At 68.9% G+C, this 16,691-nt stretch carries 13 protein-coding genes; 6 read left to right on the forward strand and 7 right to left on the reverse strand.

Going from position 1 to position 16,691, the window contains the following annotated elements; all coding sequences use genetic code 11:
* Positions 1–116: 116 nt before the first annotated feature.
* Positions 117–863: an SDR family oxidoreductase gene (locus ACYJP6_RS22695; RefSeq protein WP_459478102.1), complete on the forward strand. Its 747-nt coding sequence runs from the start codon at positions 117–119 to the stop codon at positions 861–863.
* A gap of 146 nt (positions 864–1,009) precedes the next feature.
* Here ACYJP6_RS22695 and ACYJP6_RS22700 read toward each other — a convergent pair whose 3' ends face one another.
* The 4 genes from ACYJP6_RS22700 to ptsP form a co-directional block, all read right to left on the reverse strand.
* Positions 1,010–2,365: a chloride channel protein gene (locus ACYJP6_RS22700; RefSeq protein WP_459478104.1), complete on the reverse strand. Its 1,356-nt coding sequence runs from the start codon at positions 2,363–2,365 to the stop codon at positions 1,010–1,012.
* A 73-nt stretch (positions 2,366–2,438) separates the two neighbouring features.
* Complete coding sequence (locus ACYJP6_RS22705; protein WP_459478106.1) at positions 2,439–4,196, reverse strand: PTS fructose-like transporter subunit IIB; 1,758 nt, start codon at positions 4,194–4,196, stop codon at positions 2,439–2,441.
* Positions 4,193–5,161 (reverse strand): 1-phosphofructokinase, encoded by a 969-nt coding sequence (gene pfkB, locus ACYJP6_RS22710; RefSeq protein WP_459478108.1) that lies wholly within the window; start codon positions 5,159–5,161, stop codon positions 4,193–4,195. The genes ACYJP6_RS22705 and pfkB overlap by 4 nt, the downstream gene beginning before the upstream one ends.
* Complete coding sequence (ptsP, locus tag ACYJP6_RS22715; protein WP_459478110.1) at positions 5,158–8,040, reverse strand: phosphoenolpyruvate--protein phosphotransferase; 2,883 nt, start codon at positions 8,038–8,040, stop codon at positions 5,158–5,160. Before ptsP ends, pfkB begins: the two co-directional genes overlap by 4 nt.
* A 280-nt stretch (positions 8,041–8,320) precedes the next feature.
* On the opposite strand from ptsP, the gene cra reads away from it, so the two are divergent.
* Both cra and ACYJP6_RS22725 read left to right on the forward strand, forming a co-directional pair.
* Entirely contained in the window at positions 8,321–9,313 is a 993-nt protein-coding gene (gene cra, locus ACYJP6_RS22720) for a catabolite repressor/activator (RefSeq protein WP_459478112.1), read from the forward strand.
* Positions 9,310–10,107: a TatD family hydrolase gene (locus ACYJP6_RS22725; RefSeq protein WP_459478114.1), complete on the forward strand. Its 798-nt coding sequence runs from the start codon at positions 9,310–9,312 to the stop codon at positions 10,105–10,107. The genes cra and ACYJP6_RS22725 overlap by 4 nt, the downstream gene beginning before the upstream one ends.
* Here ACYJP6_RS22725 and ampD read toward each other — a convergent pair.
* A complete protein-coding gene (ampD, locus tag ACYJP6_RS22730) occupies positions 10,104–10,655 on the reverse strand; it encodes a 1,6-anhydro-N-acetylmuramyl-L-alanine amidase AmpD (protein ID WP_459478116.1) in 552 nt (183 codons plus the stop codon). The genes ACYJP6_RS22725 and ampD overlap by 4 nt on opposite strands.
* Positions 10,655–11,155: an FAD/FMN-containing dehydrogenase gene (locus ACYJP6_RS22735; protein ID WP_459478118.1), complete on the reverse strand. Its 501-nt coding sequence runs from the start codon at positions 11,153–11,155 to the stop codon at positions 10,655–10,657. The genes ampD and ACYJP6_RS22735 overlap by 1 nt, the downstream gene beginning before the upstream one ends.
* A 59-nt stretch (positions 11,156–11,214) precedes the next feature.
* On the opposite strand from ACYJP6_RS22735, the gene ACYJP6_RS22740 reads away from it, so the two are divergent.
* Positions 11,215–11,694, forward strand: coding sequence for an MOSC domain-containing protein (locus ACYJP6_RS22740; protein ID WP_459478120.1), 480 nt, complete (start codon positions 11,215–11,217; stop codon positions 11,692–11,694).
* 256 nt (positions 11,695–11,950) lie between these two features.
* Complete coding sequence (locus ACYJP6_RS22745; protein WP_459478122.1) at positions 11,951–13,243, forward strand: NAD(P)/FAD-dependent oxidoreductase; 1,293 nt, start codon at positions 11,951–11,953, stop codon at positions 13,241–13,243.
* Between the two features lie 64 nt (positions 13,244–13,307).
* Here ACYJP6_RS22745 and ACYJP6_RS22750 read toward each other — a convergent pair whose 3' ends face one another.
* Positions 13,308–15,488, reverse strand: coding sequence for a DUF1631 domain-containing protein (locus tag ACYJP6_RS22750; RefSeq protein WP_459478124.1), 2,181 nt, complete (start codon positions 15,486–15,488; stop codon positions 13,308–13,310).
* Positions 15,489–15,774: 286 nt separating this feature from the next.
* On the opposite strand from ACYJP6_RS22750, the gene nadC reads away from it, so the two are divergent.
* Entirely contained in the window at positions 15,775–16,623 is an 849-nt protein-coding gene (gene nadC, locus ACYJP6_RS22755) for a carboxylating nicotinate-nucleotide diphosphorylase (RefSeq protein ID WP_459478126.1), read from the forward strand.
* Positions 16,624–16,691: the final 68 nt, after the last annotated feature.

Here is a 16,691-nt window from a genome sequence, read left to right on the forward strand (position 1 = left end):
GCGGTGCGTGCCGTTGCCTTACTTTTAGGCGAAACGGCCGGGACGTCCAAGCTTTTTTCGACCAATCAGACGGTTAGACGTCAGTCCTGCCTTCTCTCCAGACCGAGGTTTTCAACATGCGCAAGACCCTGCTCATCACCGGCGCGAGTCGCGGCATCGGCCGCGCCACGGCGCTGGGCGCCGCCGCCCGCGGCTGGAACGTCGCCTTCAACTACCGCCAGGACGAGGCCGCGGCCCAGGCCACCCTGGCCGAGATCGAGGCGCTGGGCGTGGAAGGCCTGGCGCTGCGCGGCGACGTGGCCGACGAAGCCCAGGTGCTGGCGCTCTTCGAGCGCACGATGGAGCGCTTCGGCGGCCTGGACGCCTTCGTCAACAATGCCGGGATCGTCGATCAGTCGCAGCCGCTGGTGGAAATGAGCGCCGAGCGATTGCGACGGATGTTCGAGGTCAACGTCTATGGCGCCTTTCTCTGTGCCCGCGAGGCGGCTCGCCATCTGTCGCGGGAGCGCGGCGGCCGCGGTGGCGCCATCGTCAATGTCTCTTCCATCGCGGCGCGCCTGGGCTCGCCCAACGAATACGTCGACTATGCCGCCAGCAAGGCGGCGCTGGACACCCTGACCCTGGGCCTGGCCAAGGAACTCGGCCCGCACGGGGTGCGGGTCAATGCGGTGCGGCCCGGCGTGACCCTTACCGAAATCCACGCCAGTGGCGGCCAGCCGGGGCGCGCCGAGCGCCTGGGTGTGACCACCCCGCTGGGGCGTGCGGGCGAGGCCGAGGAGATCGCCGCCGGCATCCTCTGGCTGCTGTCGGACGAAGCCTCCTACACCACCGGCGCCCTGCTGGATATCGGCGGCGGCCGCTAGGGCCTAGGCTCTGTACGAAAAGTCGCCGAGCGACGGTCAGGCGAGGCGAAAAACGCTGAGGAAGCGGAGTTTACGAGTGGTAAATGAGCATTCCGAAGCGTTTTTCAACGAAGCATCACCGAGCGCAGGCATTTTTCGTACAGGGCCTAGTCGCGGCGGGGCGTCAGGGCGTTCAGCACCTGCTGCGACAGCGCATGGTAGAGCGGCACCGGCATCAGCCAGCCGGAGACGGCGGCGGCCAGCAGGCAGGCCGCCAGCACCGGCAGCGCCATGTCCGGGCTGTGGGCCAGCTCCAGGGTGATCACGGTAGCGGTCAGCGGGGTGCGGGTGACCCCGGCGAGGTAGGCGGCCAGCCCCAGCAGGGCGCATTGCGGCAGGCTGATGCCCGGCAGCCAGTCGACCAGCCAGGGGCCCAGGGCGGCGCCCACCGCCAGCGAGGGCGAGAACAGGCCGCCCGGCACCCCGGCCAGGTAGGAGACGACGTTGGCGAGGAATTTCCACAGCAGGAAGTCGCCGCCGGTCAGGGGTTCGCCCGCCAGGATGGCATGGGTCTCGGCATAGCCGGTGCCGAACACGTGCTGGCCGGAGAACAGCCCCAGCGCGGCCAGCAGCAGTCCGCACGCGGCGGCGAAGGCTACCGGTCGCTGCCGACGCAAGGCGTTCAGGCGGCCCAGCCAGCCCCGGTCGGTGGGTAGCACCAGGCGCCCATAGCAGCCGCCCAGCAGGCCGCCGACGACACCGATCACGGCGACCCCGACCCAGCCGAGGCCCCAGGTCAGGTGCAGGTCCAGGGCGCCGAGGTAGCTGTAGGGCCCGACGATCCCCAGGGTGACGATGCCGCCGAGCAGCACGGCGGTCAGCACCAGGCCGCTGAAGCGCTGCTCGAAGGTATGGGTGAGTTCCTCGATAGCGAAGACCACGCCGCCCAACGGGGTGTTGAAGGCCGCGGCGATACCTGCGGCGCCTCCGGCGAGGATGAGTCCGGACAGGGTGCGGCGGCCATGCAGGCCGAGGCGCTTGCCGAAGCCATAGAGCAGCGCCGCGCCGACGTGCACGGTCGGTCCTTCCCGCCCCACCGAGCCGCCTACCAGCAGGGCGCCAGCGGTGAGCAGCAGCTTGGCCAGGGCGATGGGTGGCGCCAGCAGCCGGGCTCGGAGGTCCGCTTTGGGGCGTTCGAGGGTGGCGATGACCTGGGGAATGCCGCTGCCACGGGCATCGCGCAGCACGCCTTGCGTCAGCCAGACCAGCCCGGCGAAGCCGAGGGGCGTGACCAGCCAGGGCCAGATGGCGCTGTGCTGCAGCAGCTGCTGAAAGAGGCCGAAGGAGGCGTCGGCCAGCCAGGCGAAGGCCAGGCCGGCCAGGCCTACCAGTACCGCCCCGACCCAGAAGGCGATCCGCTGGCGCCATTCGCGCAGCCGCCGACGGCGACGATGACGCAGCAGGTGCAGGCGGCGCCGGGCGGCGACCTCGGGATCGGTATCGGGAAAGACGGGATCGGACATGGGAGGCGGCTACACCGGAAGGCCAGAGCCTGCCAGTGTAACCGCTTGTTACCGCAAAGTTGCCGCAGCCGGGTCAGGCGGCGGGAACCAGCTCCGTCGCGGCCTCGTTACGCTTGAGTACCGCGTAGATGACCCCGGTCACCAGGCTGCCGGCCGCGATGGCCGCCAGGTACAGCCAGGCATGGCTGATGGCGTTGGGGATCAGCAGCACGAAGAGGCCGCCGTGGGGCGCCATCAGCTTGCAGTTGAACAGCATCACCAGGGCGCCGGTCAGGGCGCCGCCGATGACGCTGGCCGGGATCACCCGCAGCGGGTCCTTGGCGGCGAAGGGAATGGCGCCTTCGGAGATGAAGCACAGGCCCAGCACCGACGCCGCCTTGCCCGCCTCGCGCTCGCTCTGGGCGAACTTGCGCCGCGCCAGGAGGGTGGCGATGCCCATGCCGATGGGCGGCACCATGCCGGCGGCCATGGTGGCTGCCATGGGGCCATAGGTCTTGGACGCCAGCAGGCCGACGGTGAAGGCGTAGGCGGCCTTGTTGATCGGGCCGCCGAAGTCGATGCACATCATGGCGCCGAGGATCAGGCCGAGCAGCACGGCGTTGCTGGTGCCCAGGTTGTTGAGGAAGTCGGTGAGCCGACTCAGGGCGCCGGCCACCGGGGTGCCGACCAGGTAGATCATCACCAGGCCGACGATGAGGCTGGCGAACAGCGGGATGATCAGGATCGGCTTGAGCGCCTCGACGCTGGCCGGCAGCTTGACGTGCTGGGCGATGACCTTGGCCACGTAGCCGGCCAGGAAACCGGCGATGATGCCGCCGATGAAACCGCTGCCCAGGCTGGCCGCCAGCCAGCCACCGATCATGCCGGGCGCCAGGCCTGGACGGTCAGCGATGGAATAGGCGATGTAGCCGGCCAGCACCGGGACCATCAGCTTGAACGCCGATTCGCCGCCGATCTGCATCAGGGCCGCGGCCAGGGTGCCCTGTTCCTTGAAGGCCTCGATGCCGAAGACGAAGGACAGGGCGATCAGCAGGCCACCCGCCACCACCATCGGCAGCATGTAGGACACCCCGGTGAGCAGGTGCTTGTAGACCCCCGCACCTTCCTTCTTGGCGGGCTTGGCGCCCTCCCCGGCTGCCGGCGCGGCGCTGCCGGCCAGGGTCTCGCCCTCGGCCAGCGCCTTCCGGATCGTCGCCTCGGGTTGCTTGAGGGCCACGCCGGTGCCGCAGCGATAGACGCGCTTGCCGGCGAAGCGCTCGACGTTGACCTCAATGTCGGTGGCCAGCAGCACCACGTCGGCGTCGCGGATGGCCTCGGCCGGTAGCGGATTGCGGGCACCCACCGAGCCCTGGGTCTCCAGGTGCAGGCGATAGCCGAGCTTCTTGGCGGCGTTCTGCAGGGCTTCGGCGGCCATGAAGGTATGGGCCACGCCGGTCGGGCAGGCGGTGATGGCGACCAGGCGCGGCGTCTCGCTGGCGCTGGCGGGCGCACTGGGCGCGGCGCCACTGGCGGCCGGAGCCTGCTCGAGCACCTTGGCCTCGCTGGCGGCGCGCTGCAGGAAGGCGTCGACATCGCGCAGGGCTTCGGCCGGGGCCGCGCGGTAGACCCGCTTGCCGACGAAGCGCGACAGGTCGACGGCGCCGGTGTGCACCACCACCACCAGTTCGGCGCGGGCCACCTGGTCGTCGGTCAGCAAGGTGGCCTCGGGACCGTCGTGGATCTCGACGCTGGTGGTCCAGCCACGGCGTTGGGCGGCGGCATCGAGCAGGCGTGCGCTGAGCACGCTGGTGACCATGCCGGTCGGGCAGGTCGTGACAATGGCGATGTTCATGGGGTTACCCCTGATTCTTGTTCTAGCGGAAAGTCGGGAAGGATGCGCACCCGCACCTGCTCTTCGAAGGTGGCGAGCCGCGCGGGATCATTGATGCCGAAGCCGATCTGGGTGACCGCCAGGGCGGCGATGGCGGTGGCCGTGGCCAGGGTGCGTTCCGGCGTCTGGCCGGTGAGCAGGCCGTGCAGCATGCCGGCCAGCAGGGAATCCCCCGCGCCGACGGTGCTGGCCACGGTGACCTTGGGCGGCTGCGCCTCCAGGGTCTGGGCGCCATACCAGCGCACGCCCTCGGCGCCCTGGGAGATCACCAAGTGCTCGATGCCCAGGGCCCGCAGCTGCTCGACCAGCAAGGCCTGCTCGGTGGCGGTCTCGGCGGGCGCGCCACAGGCCTCGGCCAGTTCCTCGGTATTGGGCTTGATCAGCCAGGGACCGGCGGCCAGGGCGGCGCGCAGGGCGGCACCACTGGTGTCCAGCGCCACCGGCAGGCCCAGCGACTTGAGCCGGCCGATCAGCGCGGCCAGCCACTCGGGGCTTACCCCACGCGGCAGGCTGCCAGCCACCACCACGGCATCATGGCCAGCGGCGATGCGGTCGAGGGTCTCCAGCAATTCCTGCTGGGCGGCGGCCGACACCTCCGGGCCCGGCCCGTTGATGTCGGTGATGCGGCCAGCGGCCTCGGCCAGCTTGAGGTTGCTGCGCGTCTCGCCGGCGACCCGGACGAAGGCATCGGTGAAACCACGACGGGCGAACAGGGCGTCGAAGGCGGCCGCATTGTCGGCACCGAGGAAGCCGCTCACCGTCAGCTCATGGCCGAGGTCCGCCAGCACCTGGGCGACGTTAAGGCCCTTGCCGGCGGCATGGACGATCACCGCCTCGCTGCGGTTCACCGCACCGGGCTTGAGTTCGGGCAGCTGGACGGTGAGGTCCAGCGCCGGGTTGAGGGTCAGGGTGAGGATCCGGCTCATGACAGGGCCTCCACGCTCTGCCGGACTTCGGCGGCGGTGGCCAGCTCCAGGGCCCGCGCGGCGCAGGACTGCACCAGGCGCAGCTCCAGCTCGCGCACCCGCGCCTTGACCAGCGGCACGCTGCGCGCCGAGACCGACAGCTCGTCCACCCCCAGGCCGACCAGCACCGGCACCGCCAGCGGATCGGCGGCCAGCTCGCCGCAGACGCCGACCCACTTGCCGTGGGCATGGGCGGCGCGCACCGTCATGTCGATCAGGCGCAGCACGCTGGGATGCAGGCCGTCGGCCTCGCCCGACAGCAGCGGATGGCCGCGGTCGATGGCCAGGGTGTACTGGGTGAGGTCGTTGGTGCCAACGCTGAAGAAGTCCACTTCCGGGGCCAGCACCGGCGCCAGGAGGGCGGCCGAGGGCACCTCGATCATGATGCCGACCTGCAGGTCGGTGGTGGGAATCTCCTGGCGCAGGCGGTCGAGGATGTCGCGCGCCTGGCGCCACTCCTCGACCCGCCCGATCATGGGGAACATGATCCGCAGCGGCCGGCCATCGGCGGCCTTGAGCAGGGCGCGCAGCTGGGTTTCCAGCAGCTCGGGACGGCGCAGGGTCAGGCGGATGCCGCGGACGCCGAGGAAGGGATTCTCTTCCGGCGGCAGCGGCAGGTAGGGCAGCGGCTTGTCGCCGCCGACGTCCAGGGTGCGCACCACCAGCGGCTTGCCGGCCAGGCCATCGAGGGCGCGGCGGTATTCCTGCTCCTGGGCGGCCTCGTCGGGCGCCGCATCGTGGCTCATGAACACCAGCTCGGTGCGCAGCAGGCCGACGGCTTCGGCGCCCTGCTCCACCGCGGCGGCGGCCTGGGCGGTGTCGCCCAGGTTCACCGCGATCTCGACCTGATGGCCATCGCGGGTGGTGGCGCTGTCAAAGCGACGGGCTTCGGCGGCGCGGCGGCGCTCGGCCTGGACCTCGCGCTCGCGCTGCACGGCCTCGATCCGGGCGGCGTCCGGGGCGATCTCCAGGGTGCCCTTATCGCCGTCCAGCAGCAGTACGCTGCGCGGCGCCAGCTCCAGCACCCGCCGGCCGGCGCCGACGATGGCCGGGATGCCCAGGGCGCGGGCGACGATGGCGCTGTGGGAGCTGGCGCCCCCGCGGGCGGTGAGGATGCCGCAGACCCGCTCGCGGTCGAGGCGGGCTACGTCGCCGGGGCCGACCTCGTCCATCACCAGTACATAGGGTTCTTCGGGTTCACGGACCGCTTCGACGCCACAGAGTTGGGCCAATACCCGGCGCCCGACGTCACGCAGGTCGGCGGCGCGCTCGGCGAGCAGCTTGTCGTGCAGGGCTTCCTGCTGGCTGGCCGCCTCCTCGATCTGGGCATCCCAGGCGGCTGCCGCACTGGCATTGGCCTTGAGACGGGCCGCGATGCCCTGCTGCATGTCGGGATCTTCCAGCATTTCCAGGTGGGTCTGGAAGATCTCGCGCAAGGCACTGGATTCGCTACGGGCGATCAGCGCCTCGATGTCGGCGCGCACGGCGGCCAGGGCGACGTCCAGGCGCTGGCGCTCGGCCGCGGCCCCTTCGCCGGTGGCGGGATAGTCGAATTGCTGGGGCGCCACTACGTGGGCCGGGCCCACGGCCAGGCCCGGTGCGGCGGCCACCGCCTGGGCGTAGTCACCCGGCGCCAGCGGCAGTTGTTCGGACGGATCCACCAGGCTGATGGCGGTGACCCGGGCGGCGCCAGCGGGGGCCGGGGCGCTGGCGGTGACCGGCTCGACTTCTTCGCCGAGTCCAGCCTGCACCGCGCCGATCAGATCGTTCAGGGCCGCCTCGGCCGGGGTGCCGGGTTCGACCAGGAATTCCAGGGTCTGGCCGCGACGGGCGCCCAAGGCCAGCAGGCGCGACAGGCTCTTGGCCGAGACCGGGGCACCACCGTCGACCCGCACGCGGATCTCGCCGTCATAGGCCTTGGCCAGCCGCGCCAGCTCCTTGGCCGGACGGGCATGCAGGCCGTGGGCGTTGGCCAGCACCACCTGGGCGCTGGGCCAGTCGGGCGCCACTTCGCCACCCAGGGCTTCGAGCACGGCGCGACGCGAGGTGGCCTGGGCCAGCTCCTGGCCACGGCCGGCGACCAGCAGGTCGCAGAGGCGTTCGAGCAGGGCGCGGTGCCCCTCGCCCAGGCTGGCCAGGCAGAACAGGCCGCGCACCGGCTGGTCCTGGTAATGCAGGATCTGCAGCGGGGTGACGAAGGCCAGGCCGGGGCGCTTCACCGCGCTCTCGCTGTTCAACCACCAGAGGCCGTCGCCCAGCGGCAGCGGCTGGCTGGCCTGCAGGGCACCGGCGAAACCGGCGCCGACGCATTCCATGTGCTTGAGCATGCGCGCGCCCTGCCAAGCCAGGTCTTCCAGGTCTTCGGCGTCGATGGCCAGCTGGACCAGTTCTTCGTCCAGCGCCAGGGCCTGGGGCGCGCCCTGCAGCAGGTCGAGGATCTGCTGGGGTTCGCGGGCCTCGCGCAGCGCCTGCTGCAGGTCGCTCTCGCCCAGGGCACGGGTCAACAGCTGCAGGATGCGCAGGTGCTCGTCGGACTTGGCGGCGATGGCGATGGCCAGGTAGGTCAGTTGCCCGTCACCCCAGTCCACCCCTTCGGGGAACTGCATCATCCGCACCCCGGTGACGAACACCTGGTCGCGGGTCTGGGGCGTACCGTGGGGAATGGCGATACCCTGGCCGAGGTAGGTGGAGCCCTGGGCCTCGCGGGCCTTGAGCCCCTCGAGATAACCCGGGGCGACCAGGCCATCGGCGACCAGGGATTCGGCGAGCATGGCCAGGGCGGTCGCCTTGTCGGGCGCCTGCTGGGCCATGCGGATATGCTGGGCGTTGAGTTCGAACATGGAAGGATACCTCCGGCGCCGCGCGCCCGATCCTGGCGCCGTGCCTTTCTTGTAATAGATGCTTGCCGGCTCGCTCGACCCTGCAAACGCGCCCGAACAGGCGTGGCAGGGCTTCGGGTAGAGGCGTGACAGCCCTCGGACAACAGAAAGCTGAAACGTTTCACCCAATGGGACTGGAACGTTACTCGATAATCGCCGATCCTTGAAGCACAACACACAATAAAGACCGTCGCGTTTCTGCCGTATCCCGCAGGCGCTTCAGGTCCGATGAGGAACAGGCGTGAAACTCAGCGACATCGCCCAATTGGCTGGCGTATCCCTCACCACCGCGAGCTATGTCATCAACGGCAAGGCCGCGCAGCGACGCATCAGCGCGGCCACCGTGGCGCGGGTCATGGCGGTGGTCGAAGCCCATGGCTACCAGCCCGACCAGCGCGCCGCCGGCCTGCGCCGCGGGGCTACCCATACCCTGGGTTTCCTGCTGCCCGACCTGGAAAACCCCAGCTACGCCCGACTGGCCAAGCAACTGGAGCGGCGGGCACGGGCGCGCGGCTACCAATTGCTGATCGCCTGCACGGACGACAATCCCGACAGCGAGCGCCAGCTCATCGCGCTGTTCCGGGCGCGCCGGTGCGACGGCCTGTTCACTGCCAGCAGCCTGGCCGAGGACGACGCCCCCTACCGGCAACTGCAGGAACACAGCATCCCGATCATCGCCATCGATCGCCAGCTCGACCCCACCCAGTTCTGCTCGGTGGTCAGCGATGACCATGCCGCCGGCCGGCAACTGGCGGCCACCCTGCTCACCCCCGATACCCGCAGTATCGCCCTGATCGGCGCCCGCCCCGACCTGGTCATCAGCCGCGAACGCGCCGCCGGCTTCGCCGCCGCCCTCGTCGACCACCCGGCGCGCCACTGGGAGCGCCATGCGCCCCACTACAGCCGCGACGGCGGGCGCGCCCAGGCGCAGGCGATGATCGAGGAGCTCGGCCACTGGCCCGAAGCCCTGCTGACCACCTCCTATGTGCTGCTGCAGGGGGTGCTGGACGTCCTGCGCGACCACCCCTTGGCCGAGGGCGACGGCCTGCGCCTGGCCACCTTCGGCGATACCCAGCTGCTGGACTACCTGCCGTTCAAGGTCAACGCCATCTCCCAGCAGCACGAGGTCATCACCGAGCGGGCCCTGGAGCTGATGCTGGATGCCCTGGAAAACGACCACTACCTGCCCGGGGTCCAAGCCATTCCGAGGGTCCTCAAACACCGCCTGCCATGAGCCTGCTGATCGACACCCACAACCATCTGGACTATCCAGGCTTCGACGCCGAGCGGTCGACCCTGCTGGCCCAGTGCGCGCGCCTGGGCGTGGTGCGCCAGGTGCTGATCGGCGTGGAGCGCAAGCAGTGGCCGCAACTCTGGCGGGTGGCTATGGAAAATCCAGGCTTGCATGCAGCGCCAGGCCTGCATCCGCTGTACCTGCAGCGTCATCAGGACGTCGATCTCGACGCGCTGCGGGCCTTCTGCCTGGACCGTCGAGCGGACCGACGGCTGTGTGCCATCGGCGAGATCGGTCTGGACTATTTCATCGAGGCGCCGGACAAGCCGCGCCAGGCCTGGTTCTTCGAGCAGCAGGTGCGCCTGGCCATGGAGCTGGAACTGCCGGTGCTGCTGCACGTGCGCCGTGCCCATGCCGACGTGGTGAAGATCCTCAAGCGCCTCAGGCCACCCCGGGCCGGCATCGCCCATGCCTTCTCCGGCAGCTACGAGGAGGCGCGGGAATACCTGCGTCTGGGCTTCAAGATCGGCCTGGGCGGCGCGCCGACCTGGCCCCAGGCGAAACGCCTGCAGCGCGTGCTGCCGCGACTGCCGCTGGAGGCCATCGTCCTGGAGACCGATGCCCCGGACATGCCGCCAGCAATGCACCCCGACGTGCGCAACAGCCCGACCCACCTGCCGGCCATCTGTGCGGCCCTCGCGCCGCTGTGGAACGTCTCGGCCGAAACCCTGGCCGCGACCACCACCCGCAACGCCTGCGCGGTGTTCGGCTGGGACCCCGGCCAACTGGCCTAGTCCTGCAGTGCCTCGTGTAAACGCGGCCAGTCGAACGCGGGACCCGGATCGGTCTTGCGCCCCGGCGCTATGTCGCTGTGTCCCTGGATCCGCGCGGCGGTGATCGCGGGATAGGCGCGCTGTAACGCCCGGGTCAGGCGCTCCAGGGCCCGGTACTGGGCGTCGCTGTAGGCCTGGTCATCGGTGCCTTCGAGTTCTATGCCGACGGAGAAGTCGTTGCAGTTGTCGCGCCCCTCGAAGGAGGAAACCCCGGCGTGCCAGGCACGCTGGTCGCAGGAGACGAACTGGGTCACCGCGCCCTCGCGCTCGATGAGGAAGTGGGCAGCCACCCGGAGGTCGACGATTTCCTGGAAGAAGGGATGGGCCGTGTGGTCGAGCCGATTCTGGAAGAACGCCTGGACACAACCGGTGCCGAATTGCCCGGGCGGTAGGCTGATGTTGTGGATCACCAGCAGCGACACCTCGGTGCCGGCCGGCCGCTCGTTATGATTGGGCGACGGACACAGCCGCGCCTCACGGTACCAGCCCTCGACGAAGACCCCGTCCATCAGCGCGCCTTGGCCTTGAGCGCATCGCGCAGGGCGATGGCATCGCTGAACTCACGCTGGCCGACGAAGCGCCCATGATCGAGCATGATCCAGAGCACCCTGTCCGCATCCCCGGGAAACCGGGGCGCAACCCGCGATTCGCGGTCGAGCAGCACGGGATAGCCGTACTTGCGCATGGCCGGCACGGCGAACAGCCGGGTGATGGCGGCGGGCATGCCGCTGATGTCTGCGACATAGACCACCCGGGTGCCATCGATGAAGCCCGCGGGCTGGTCGCGCAGGGCTTCCTTCACCAACCCGGATCCGGTCATGCTGCGGGCGACCAGCAGCACCTGCGCGCGATCATCGAAGGTATAGGGCTGGTCGCGCTGATCGAGCAGGGTAAAGGGCGCGACGCGCTCACCTGGCTCGAGCGCCAAGGCGGTCAGGGGCAGCAGCAGACACGACAGCAACAACGCCAAGGCTCTCCCGCGCATGGCATCCTCTCCCAGGTGATCCATCGAGGCCGTTATCCTGCCCTACCGGCCGGCCAGGCACCACCTTAGCGTCGAGGAGCTGCATGATCCCACTCAAAGATTTGCTCGCCCAGGTTCCCCAGTCCGGCGCGGTCCGCTGGATCGGCGTGCGGCCCGTGGCCCGGGCGCCCATGGTCGAGATCGAGGCGGTCGAAGCCCGGCGGGATGCCGGCCTGACCGGCGACCATGCCCGGCCCACGCCACGCAACCAGCGCCAGGTAACCCTCATCCAGTGGGAACACCTGCCGGTGGTCGCCGCCCTGATCGGCAGGCCGGTCGCCCCCGGCGACCTCAGGCGCAATCTGGCCATCGCCGGGATCAATCTCTTCAGCCTGAAGAATCGCCGCTTTCGCATCGGCCAGGCGGTGCTGGAAACCACCGGCTGGTGCCAACCCTGCGCGCGTCTGGAAGACCGGCTCGGTCCGGGTACCTTCCAGGCCATGCGCGGCCACGGCGGCCTCACCGCCCGAGTGCTGGAGAGCGGCATCATCCGTCTCGGCGACCGGGTGGAGGTGCTGGATTGACCCCAGTATCCCTAGGGTCGAATGGCTGCTCCAGCCCAGTTAAACTAGGCCTACCTCTCGTCGTGGCGAACCTCTTCATGCAGGCGAATGCATGCCGTTGCCCTTGAAACCCCTGGCTTTTCGCCCATCTTCCACCTTGGCTGCCGCGCTTTTCAGCCGCCTCGACGTCCCCAGATTCCGTCCGGCCCGGGACTGCGCCCGCTTGCGGCGACGCGCCCGGACCGGCCAGCGCTTTCCTTCCCTATGAGTACCTTCCATGACCCATCGCATCGTTATCGTCGGCGGCGGCGCCGGCGGCCTGGAACTGGCCACCCGCCTGGGCCGTAAGCTGGGCAAGCGTGGCCAGGCCAAGATCGTGCTGATCGACGCCAACGCGACCCATATCTGGAAACCCCTGCTGCACGAGGTCGCCGCCGGATCGCTCAACTCCACCGAGGACGAACTGAGCTACGTCGCCCAGGCCAAGTGGAACCACTTCGATTTCCAGCTCGGCCGCATGACCGGCCTGGATCGTGATCGGCGCAAGGTCCAGCTGGCGGCCATCGAGGACGACGGTGCCATCCTGGTGCCCGAACGGGAGATCGGCTACGACTCCCTGGTCCTGGCCATCGGCAGCACCACCAACGACTTCGGCACCCCAGGCGCGGCGGAGAACTGCATCTTCCTCGACACCCGTGCCCAGGCCGAGCGCTTCCACCGCAAACTGCTGACCCATTACCTGCGCGCCCACATCAGCGAGCAGCCGGGTGAATTCATCGAGGTCGCCATCGTCGGCGCCGGCGCCACCGGCGTGGAGCTGGCCGCCGAGCTGCGCAACGCCGCCGAGGAACTGCAGGCCTACGGTCTCGACCGCATCCGTCCCGAAGACCTGCGTATCACCGTGGTCGAGGCCGGTCCGCGCATCCTGCCGGCCCTGCCGGAGCGCATCGCCGGGCAGGCCCATCGCACCCTGGAAAAGCTCGGGGTACGGGTGCTGACCGGTTCGGCGGTCAAGGAAGTTCGCGCCGATGGCCTGCAGACCGCCAGCGAGTTCGTCCCCGCCAGCCTCAAGGTCTGGGCGGCCGGCATCCGCGCCCCGGCCTTTCTCAAGGAGCTGGCCGGCCTCGAGACCAACCGCATCAACCAGCTGGTGGTGCACTCGACCCTGCAGACCACCCGCGATGCCAATGTCTTCGCCCTGGGCGATTGCGCGGCCTGCCCCCTGACCCCGGGCGACACCCGCACCGTGCCACCCCGGGCCCAGTCGGCCCACCAGCAGGCCTCCCTGCTGGTCAAGACCTTCAAGGCACTGCTGGACGGTCGGCCGCTGCCCGAATACCACTACAAGGACTACGGCTCCCTGATCTCGCTGTCGCGCTTCAGTGCCGTCGGCAACCTCATGGGCGGCGCTCTGGGCAACCTGACCCTGGAAGGCTGGCTGGCGCGGACCTTCTACGTCTCCCTCTACCGGATGCACCAGGTCGCCCTCTATGGTCCGTTGCGCGCCCTGGCGCTGTTCGCCGGCGATCACCTCAGACGCAAGACCGAGCCGCGCCTGAAGCTGCACTGAGCCGCAGCCGCGCGGATACGAAAAAGCCGTCCCGAGGAACGGCTTTTTTATGGGTACCGCTGCCTCAGGACGACGACTGGCCGCGCAGGTTGCCGATCACCGAGGTCATGGCCCGGTCGAACAGCAGCGCATCGTCCAGCAGCCGTACCCGGCCTTCCTGGTAATCCAGCGCCAGCTCTTCGCGCGTCCGGTCCAGCACCTTCATGCCGGTCCGGTTGACGAAGACCAGGCGCCCCATGGGCCGGATGATCGCGGCCAGCTTGCAGCGCAGCTTCTGCTCCACATCGAGGATCTCCAGCCAGGCCCCCACCGACAGCGCATCCACCCAGTCGAGGGATTCACTGGTCAGCCCGGCGATCCGATCACCGCCGCGCGGCAGCTCGAAGGGTTCTTCGACAGGCGCCGGCGCGGGCACCGCGGCCGCCACCTCGGCGTCGACCGGCTCGGCGCGGGTCTGCTGGAAGGTCTGCACGTGCAGCGATTCGAGTTCGGTGAAGAATTCGGAGGTCGAGAAGGGATCGAAGGCGGCACTCGCCAGGCCTTCACGCAGCGCCTTGAGCAAGCCGGGGACCATTTCCAGCAGCCGCTGGCGCGAGGCCACGTCGTAGTGCGGCTGGATGCTCCAGATCAGATCGTCCATGGTCTGCAGCGCCGCGCGCCACTCGCTGGAATCGTAGCCCTGCTTCAGGCAGGTCAGCAGCAGGACCTGGCTCCAGGCCTCGCGCAGCACCCGCTGCACGGCGGCCGGCAACTGGTGCTCCTGCAGGCGCTGGCTGAGCACGTGCTCGACCTGCAACCGGGCGATCTCCGCCCGGGCACGCCCTTCTTCGGCGTCACGGGTACGCTGTTCGAGCAACTCGCTGCGGCGCTGCTCGTCACTGACGTAGGCCATGAAATCGGCCAGCAGCTCGGCGAAGATCTCCGGGTCGTCGACGAAGTCGCTCAGCAGCCGTTGCACGATCTGTTCGATCTTCTGGTAGAGGCCGTCGCGCTGCAGATCGCTCTGCTCACCCCAGCCCAGGGAGGCGGCGGCGATCTCGTTGAGCAGCCGCCGCGCCGGATGGCTGCCACGACTGAAGAAGGTCTTGTCGAGCACCGCGACCTTGAGCATGGGGATCTGCAGCCGGGCGATCAGCGCCTTCAGCGAATCCGGCAGCGTGAGGTCGTCGAGAATGAATTCGAAGAGCATCGCCACCAGATTGATGACGTCCTCGTCGACCTGGCCCACCACCCGCTTTCGTCCGGAGCGCTCGCTGATCCTTCCCAGCGCCACGCCCAGCTGTGCCTTGAGGTCGTAACCGTCCAGGGACTGGCTGGAAATCTGCTGCTGCAGGTGGGACAGCAGGCGCATGAGGTCGTAGCTGGTGATGACCTGGCCATCGCCGGTCGCCGCACCGCTGTCAGCGGACGGCGCGCCACCCAGGCTGCCGCCGTTCGGGGCACGCAACTGGGCGAGGAGCCCTTGCAGGGTACCGAAGAGTTCCTGGCCATCGTCTTCGCTGTTGACGTGCGCCGGCGTACGACCGCTGTAGCCCTTGGCCGAGCGCCCCGGCACCTGCTGGGGAATGGCCTTGAGCTGCGGCAGCACGCCGGCATCGACCAGTTGCCGATTGGATTCCGCGTACAGCTGGCCGAGGCCATTGAGCACGAAGCGCTCGAACAGCTTGTAGATGATCAGCTTGACCTTGATGTCGGTATCGAGATCGCGACAAGCCTCGACGAAGGCCTCGCACAGCCGGCGCGGCCCCAGGGGATGGGTCGCGTCGTCCAGCTTGCTCGACAGCTGGGTATTGAATCTGATGGTCAGGTGACTGATGGCCATGGCGTTGTTGCTCAGCGCCTTAGCCACCATGGTGTCGACCGCCACGCTCTCTTCCAGCGCATCGTTCTGCACCAGGCTCAGGTCTTCGTAGGAGACGCTGTCGAGGCGCATCTCCGGCTTGCTGCCGACCAGGTTGTTCAGCGCCGCGAAGCGCTCGAAGTACTGCTGGAGAAAGCTGCGCTCGATACTCTTGCGCCGCAGGCGCAGGTCGCGCATGGCTTCGAAGTAGAGGCTCTGTTCCTGGTTGCTGCCAGCCCGGTCGGCCATCTCGAACAAGGCATCGTCGGCATTGTCGAACAGCTGCTGCAAAGAGGCATTGAGTCGCTGAGCGGCGCGATCTCGAACCGGCAAAAGTACCGCGGGCAATCGGGAAGAGGACTCCCCGAGCGCCTTGAAATGAACTACGTTTACGTCGTTCTGCACCACCGCCTCCCACAACCGTTCTTGCGTTCGGCTGAATCGCGTTCCACTACAGGAGCATTGAACAACGTTGGCCGCCCTGGCCGCGAGGTGAAACGTTGTCGAAGTGCCATTATTTGCTTTGCTACGGCATCGACCAATCGGCATCTGCACAGTACATGACAGGGTTCACAAGGCACCTGTCCGACAGCGCCTGCCCTTAGAATAACTCAACGTTGTCTATCTCAGATCGTCAACCTCCCCTAAAGTTGCCCGCGCGTCCGCCGCTATCCCCTACCGGAGTCCGTTCATGTCCAGCGCCACCCTGCCCGAGCTTGCCCAGGTCATCACCGACAACGTCGCCGCCGCGCTGCGCGAAGACGTCGGCAGTGGCGACCTCACGGCAGGCCTGATTCCCGCCCACCAGCACGCCCGGGCGCGGATCATCACCCGCGAAACGGCGGTCGTGGCGGGCACGGCCTGGGTCGATGAAGTCTTCCGGGTCCTGGATCCGCAGGTAGCGGTCACCTGGCACGTGGCCGATGGCGAGCGGGTGGCGCCGGATCAGGTGCTGTTCGAACTCCAGGGCCCGGCGCGGGCGCTGCTCACCGGCGAACGCAGCGCCCTCAACTTCCTGCAGCTGCTGTCCGGCACCGCCACCCGCTGCCGCCACTATGCCGACAAGGTGCAAGACACCCAGGTACGCCTGCTGGACACCCGCAAGACCCTGCCCGGCCTGCGCCGCGCCCAGAAGTACGCGGTCACCTGCGGGGGCTGCCACAACCACCGCATCGGCCTGTTCGATGCCTTCCTGATCAAGGAAAACCACATCGCCGCCTGTGGTGGCATCGCCCAGGCGGTGACCGCGGCCCGCCAACTGGCACCGGGCCGACCGGTGGAGGTCGAGGTGGAAAACCTCGGCGAACTGGAACAGGCCCTGGCCGCGGGGGCCGACATCGTCATGCTCGACGAGCTGAGCCTGGCCGACATGCGCACGGCGGTCGCCCTGACGGCGGGCAGGGCCAAGCTGGAAGCCTCGGGCGGGGTCAACGAAGACACCCTGCTGGGTATCGCCCAGACTGGGGTCGACTACATCTCCATCGGCACCCTGACCAAGGACGTCAAGGCCATCGACCTGTCGATGCGGATCCGCGATTGAGCGGGATAGGCAAAGGGCCTCGCGGCGGCTAGACTCCGCAGCCGCGCCCCTGGGCGCACCGGCTGCGA

This window comes from Pseudomonas sp. No.117 (assembly GCF_054558395.1).

What these genes read in the sequence shown, in the direction of transcription:
- ACYJP6_RS22695 (WP_459478102.1), top strand. Translation starts at nt 117, where the DNA reads ATGCGCAAGACCCTGCTCATCACCGGCGCGAGTCGCGGCATCGGCCGC.
- ACYJP6_RS22700 (WP_459478104.1), bottom strand. Translation starts at nt 2,365, where the DNA reads ATGTCCGATCCCGTCTTTCCCGATACCGATCCCGAGGTCGCCGCCCGG.
- ACYJP6_RS22705 (WP_459478106.1), bottom strand. Translation starts at nt 4,196, where the DNA reads ATGAACATCGCCATTGTCACGACCTGCCCGACCGGCATGGTCACCAGC.
- pfkB (WP_459478108.1), bottom strand. Translation starts at nt 5,161, where the DNA reads ATGAGCCGGATCCTCACCCTGACCCTCAACCCGGCGCTGGACCTCACC.
- ptsP (WP_459478110.1), bottom strand. Translation starts at nt 8,040, where the DNA reads ATGTTCGAACTCAACGCCCAGCATATCCGCATGGCCCAGCAGGCGCCC.
- ACYJP6_RS22725 (WP_459478114.1), top strand. Translation starts at nt 9,310, where the DNA reads ATGAGCCTGCTGATCGACACCCACAACCATCTGGACTATCCAGGCTTC.
- ampD (WP_459478116.1), bottom strand. Translation starts at nt 10,655, where the DNA reads ATGGACGGGGTCTTCGTCGAGGGCTGGTACCGTGAGGCGCGGCTGTGT.
- ACYJP6_RS22735 (WP_459478118.1), bottom strand. Translation starts at nt 11,155, where the DNA reads ATGGATCACCTGGGAGAGGATGCCATGCGCGGGAGAGCCTTGGCGTTG.
- ACYJP6_RS22740 (WP_459478120.1), top strand. Translation starts at nt 11,215, where the DNA reads ATGATCCCACTCAAAGATTTGCTCGCCCAGGTTCCCCAGTCCGGCGCG.
- ACYJP6_RS22745 (WP_459478122.1), top strand. Translation starts at nt 11,951, where the DNA reads ATGACCCATCGCATCGTTATCGTCGGCGGCGGCGCCGGCGGCCTGGAA.
- nadC (WP_459478126.1), top strand. Translation starts at nt 15,775, where the DNA reads ATGTCCAGCGCCACCCTGCCCGAGCTTGCCCAGGTCATCACCGACAAC.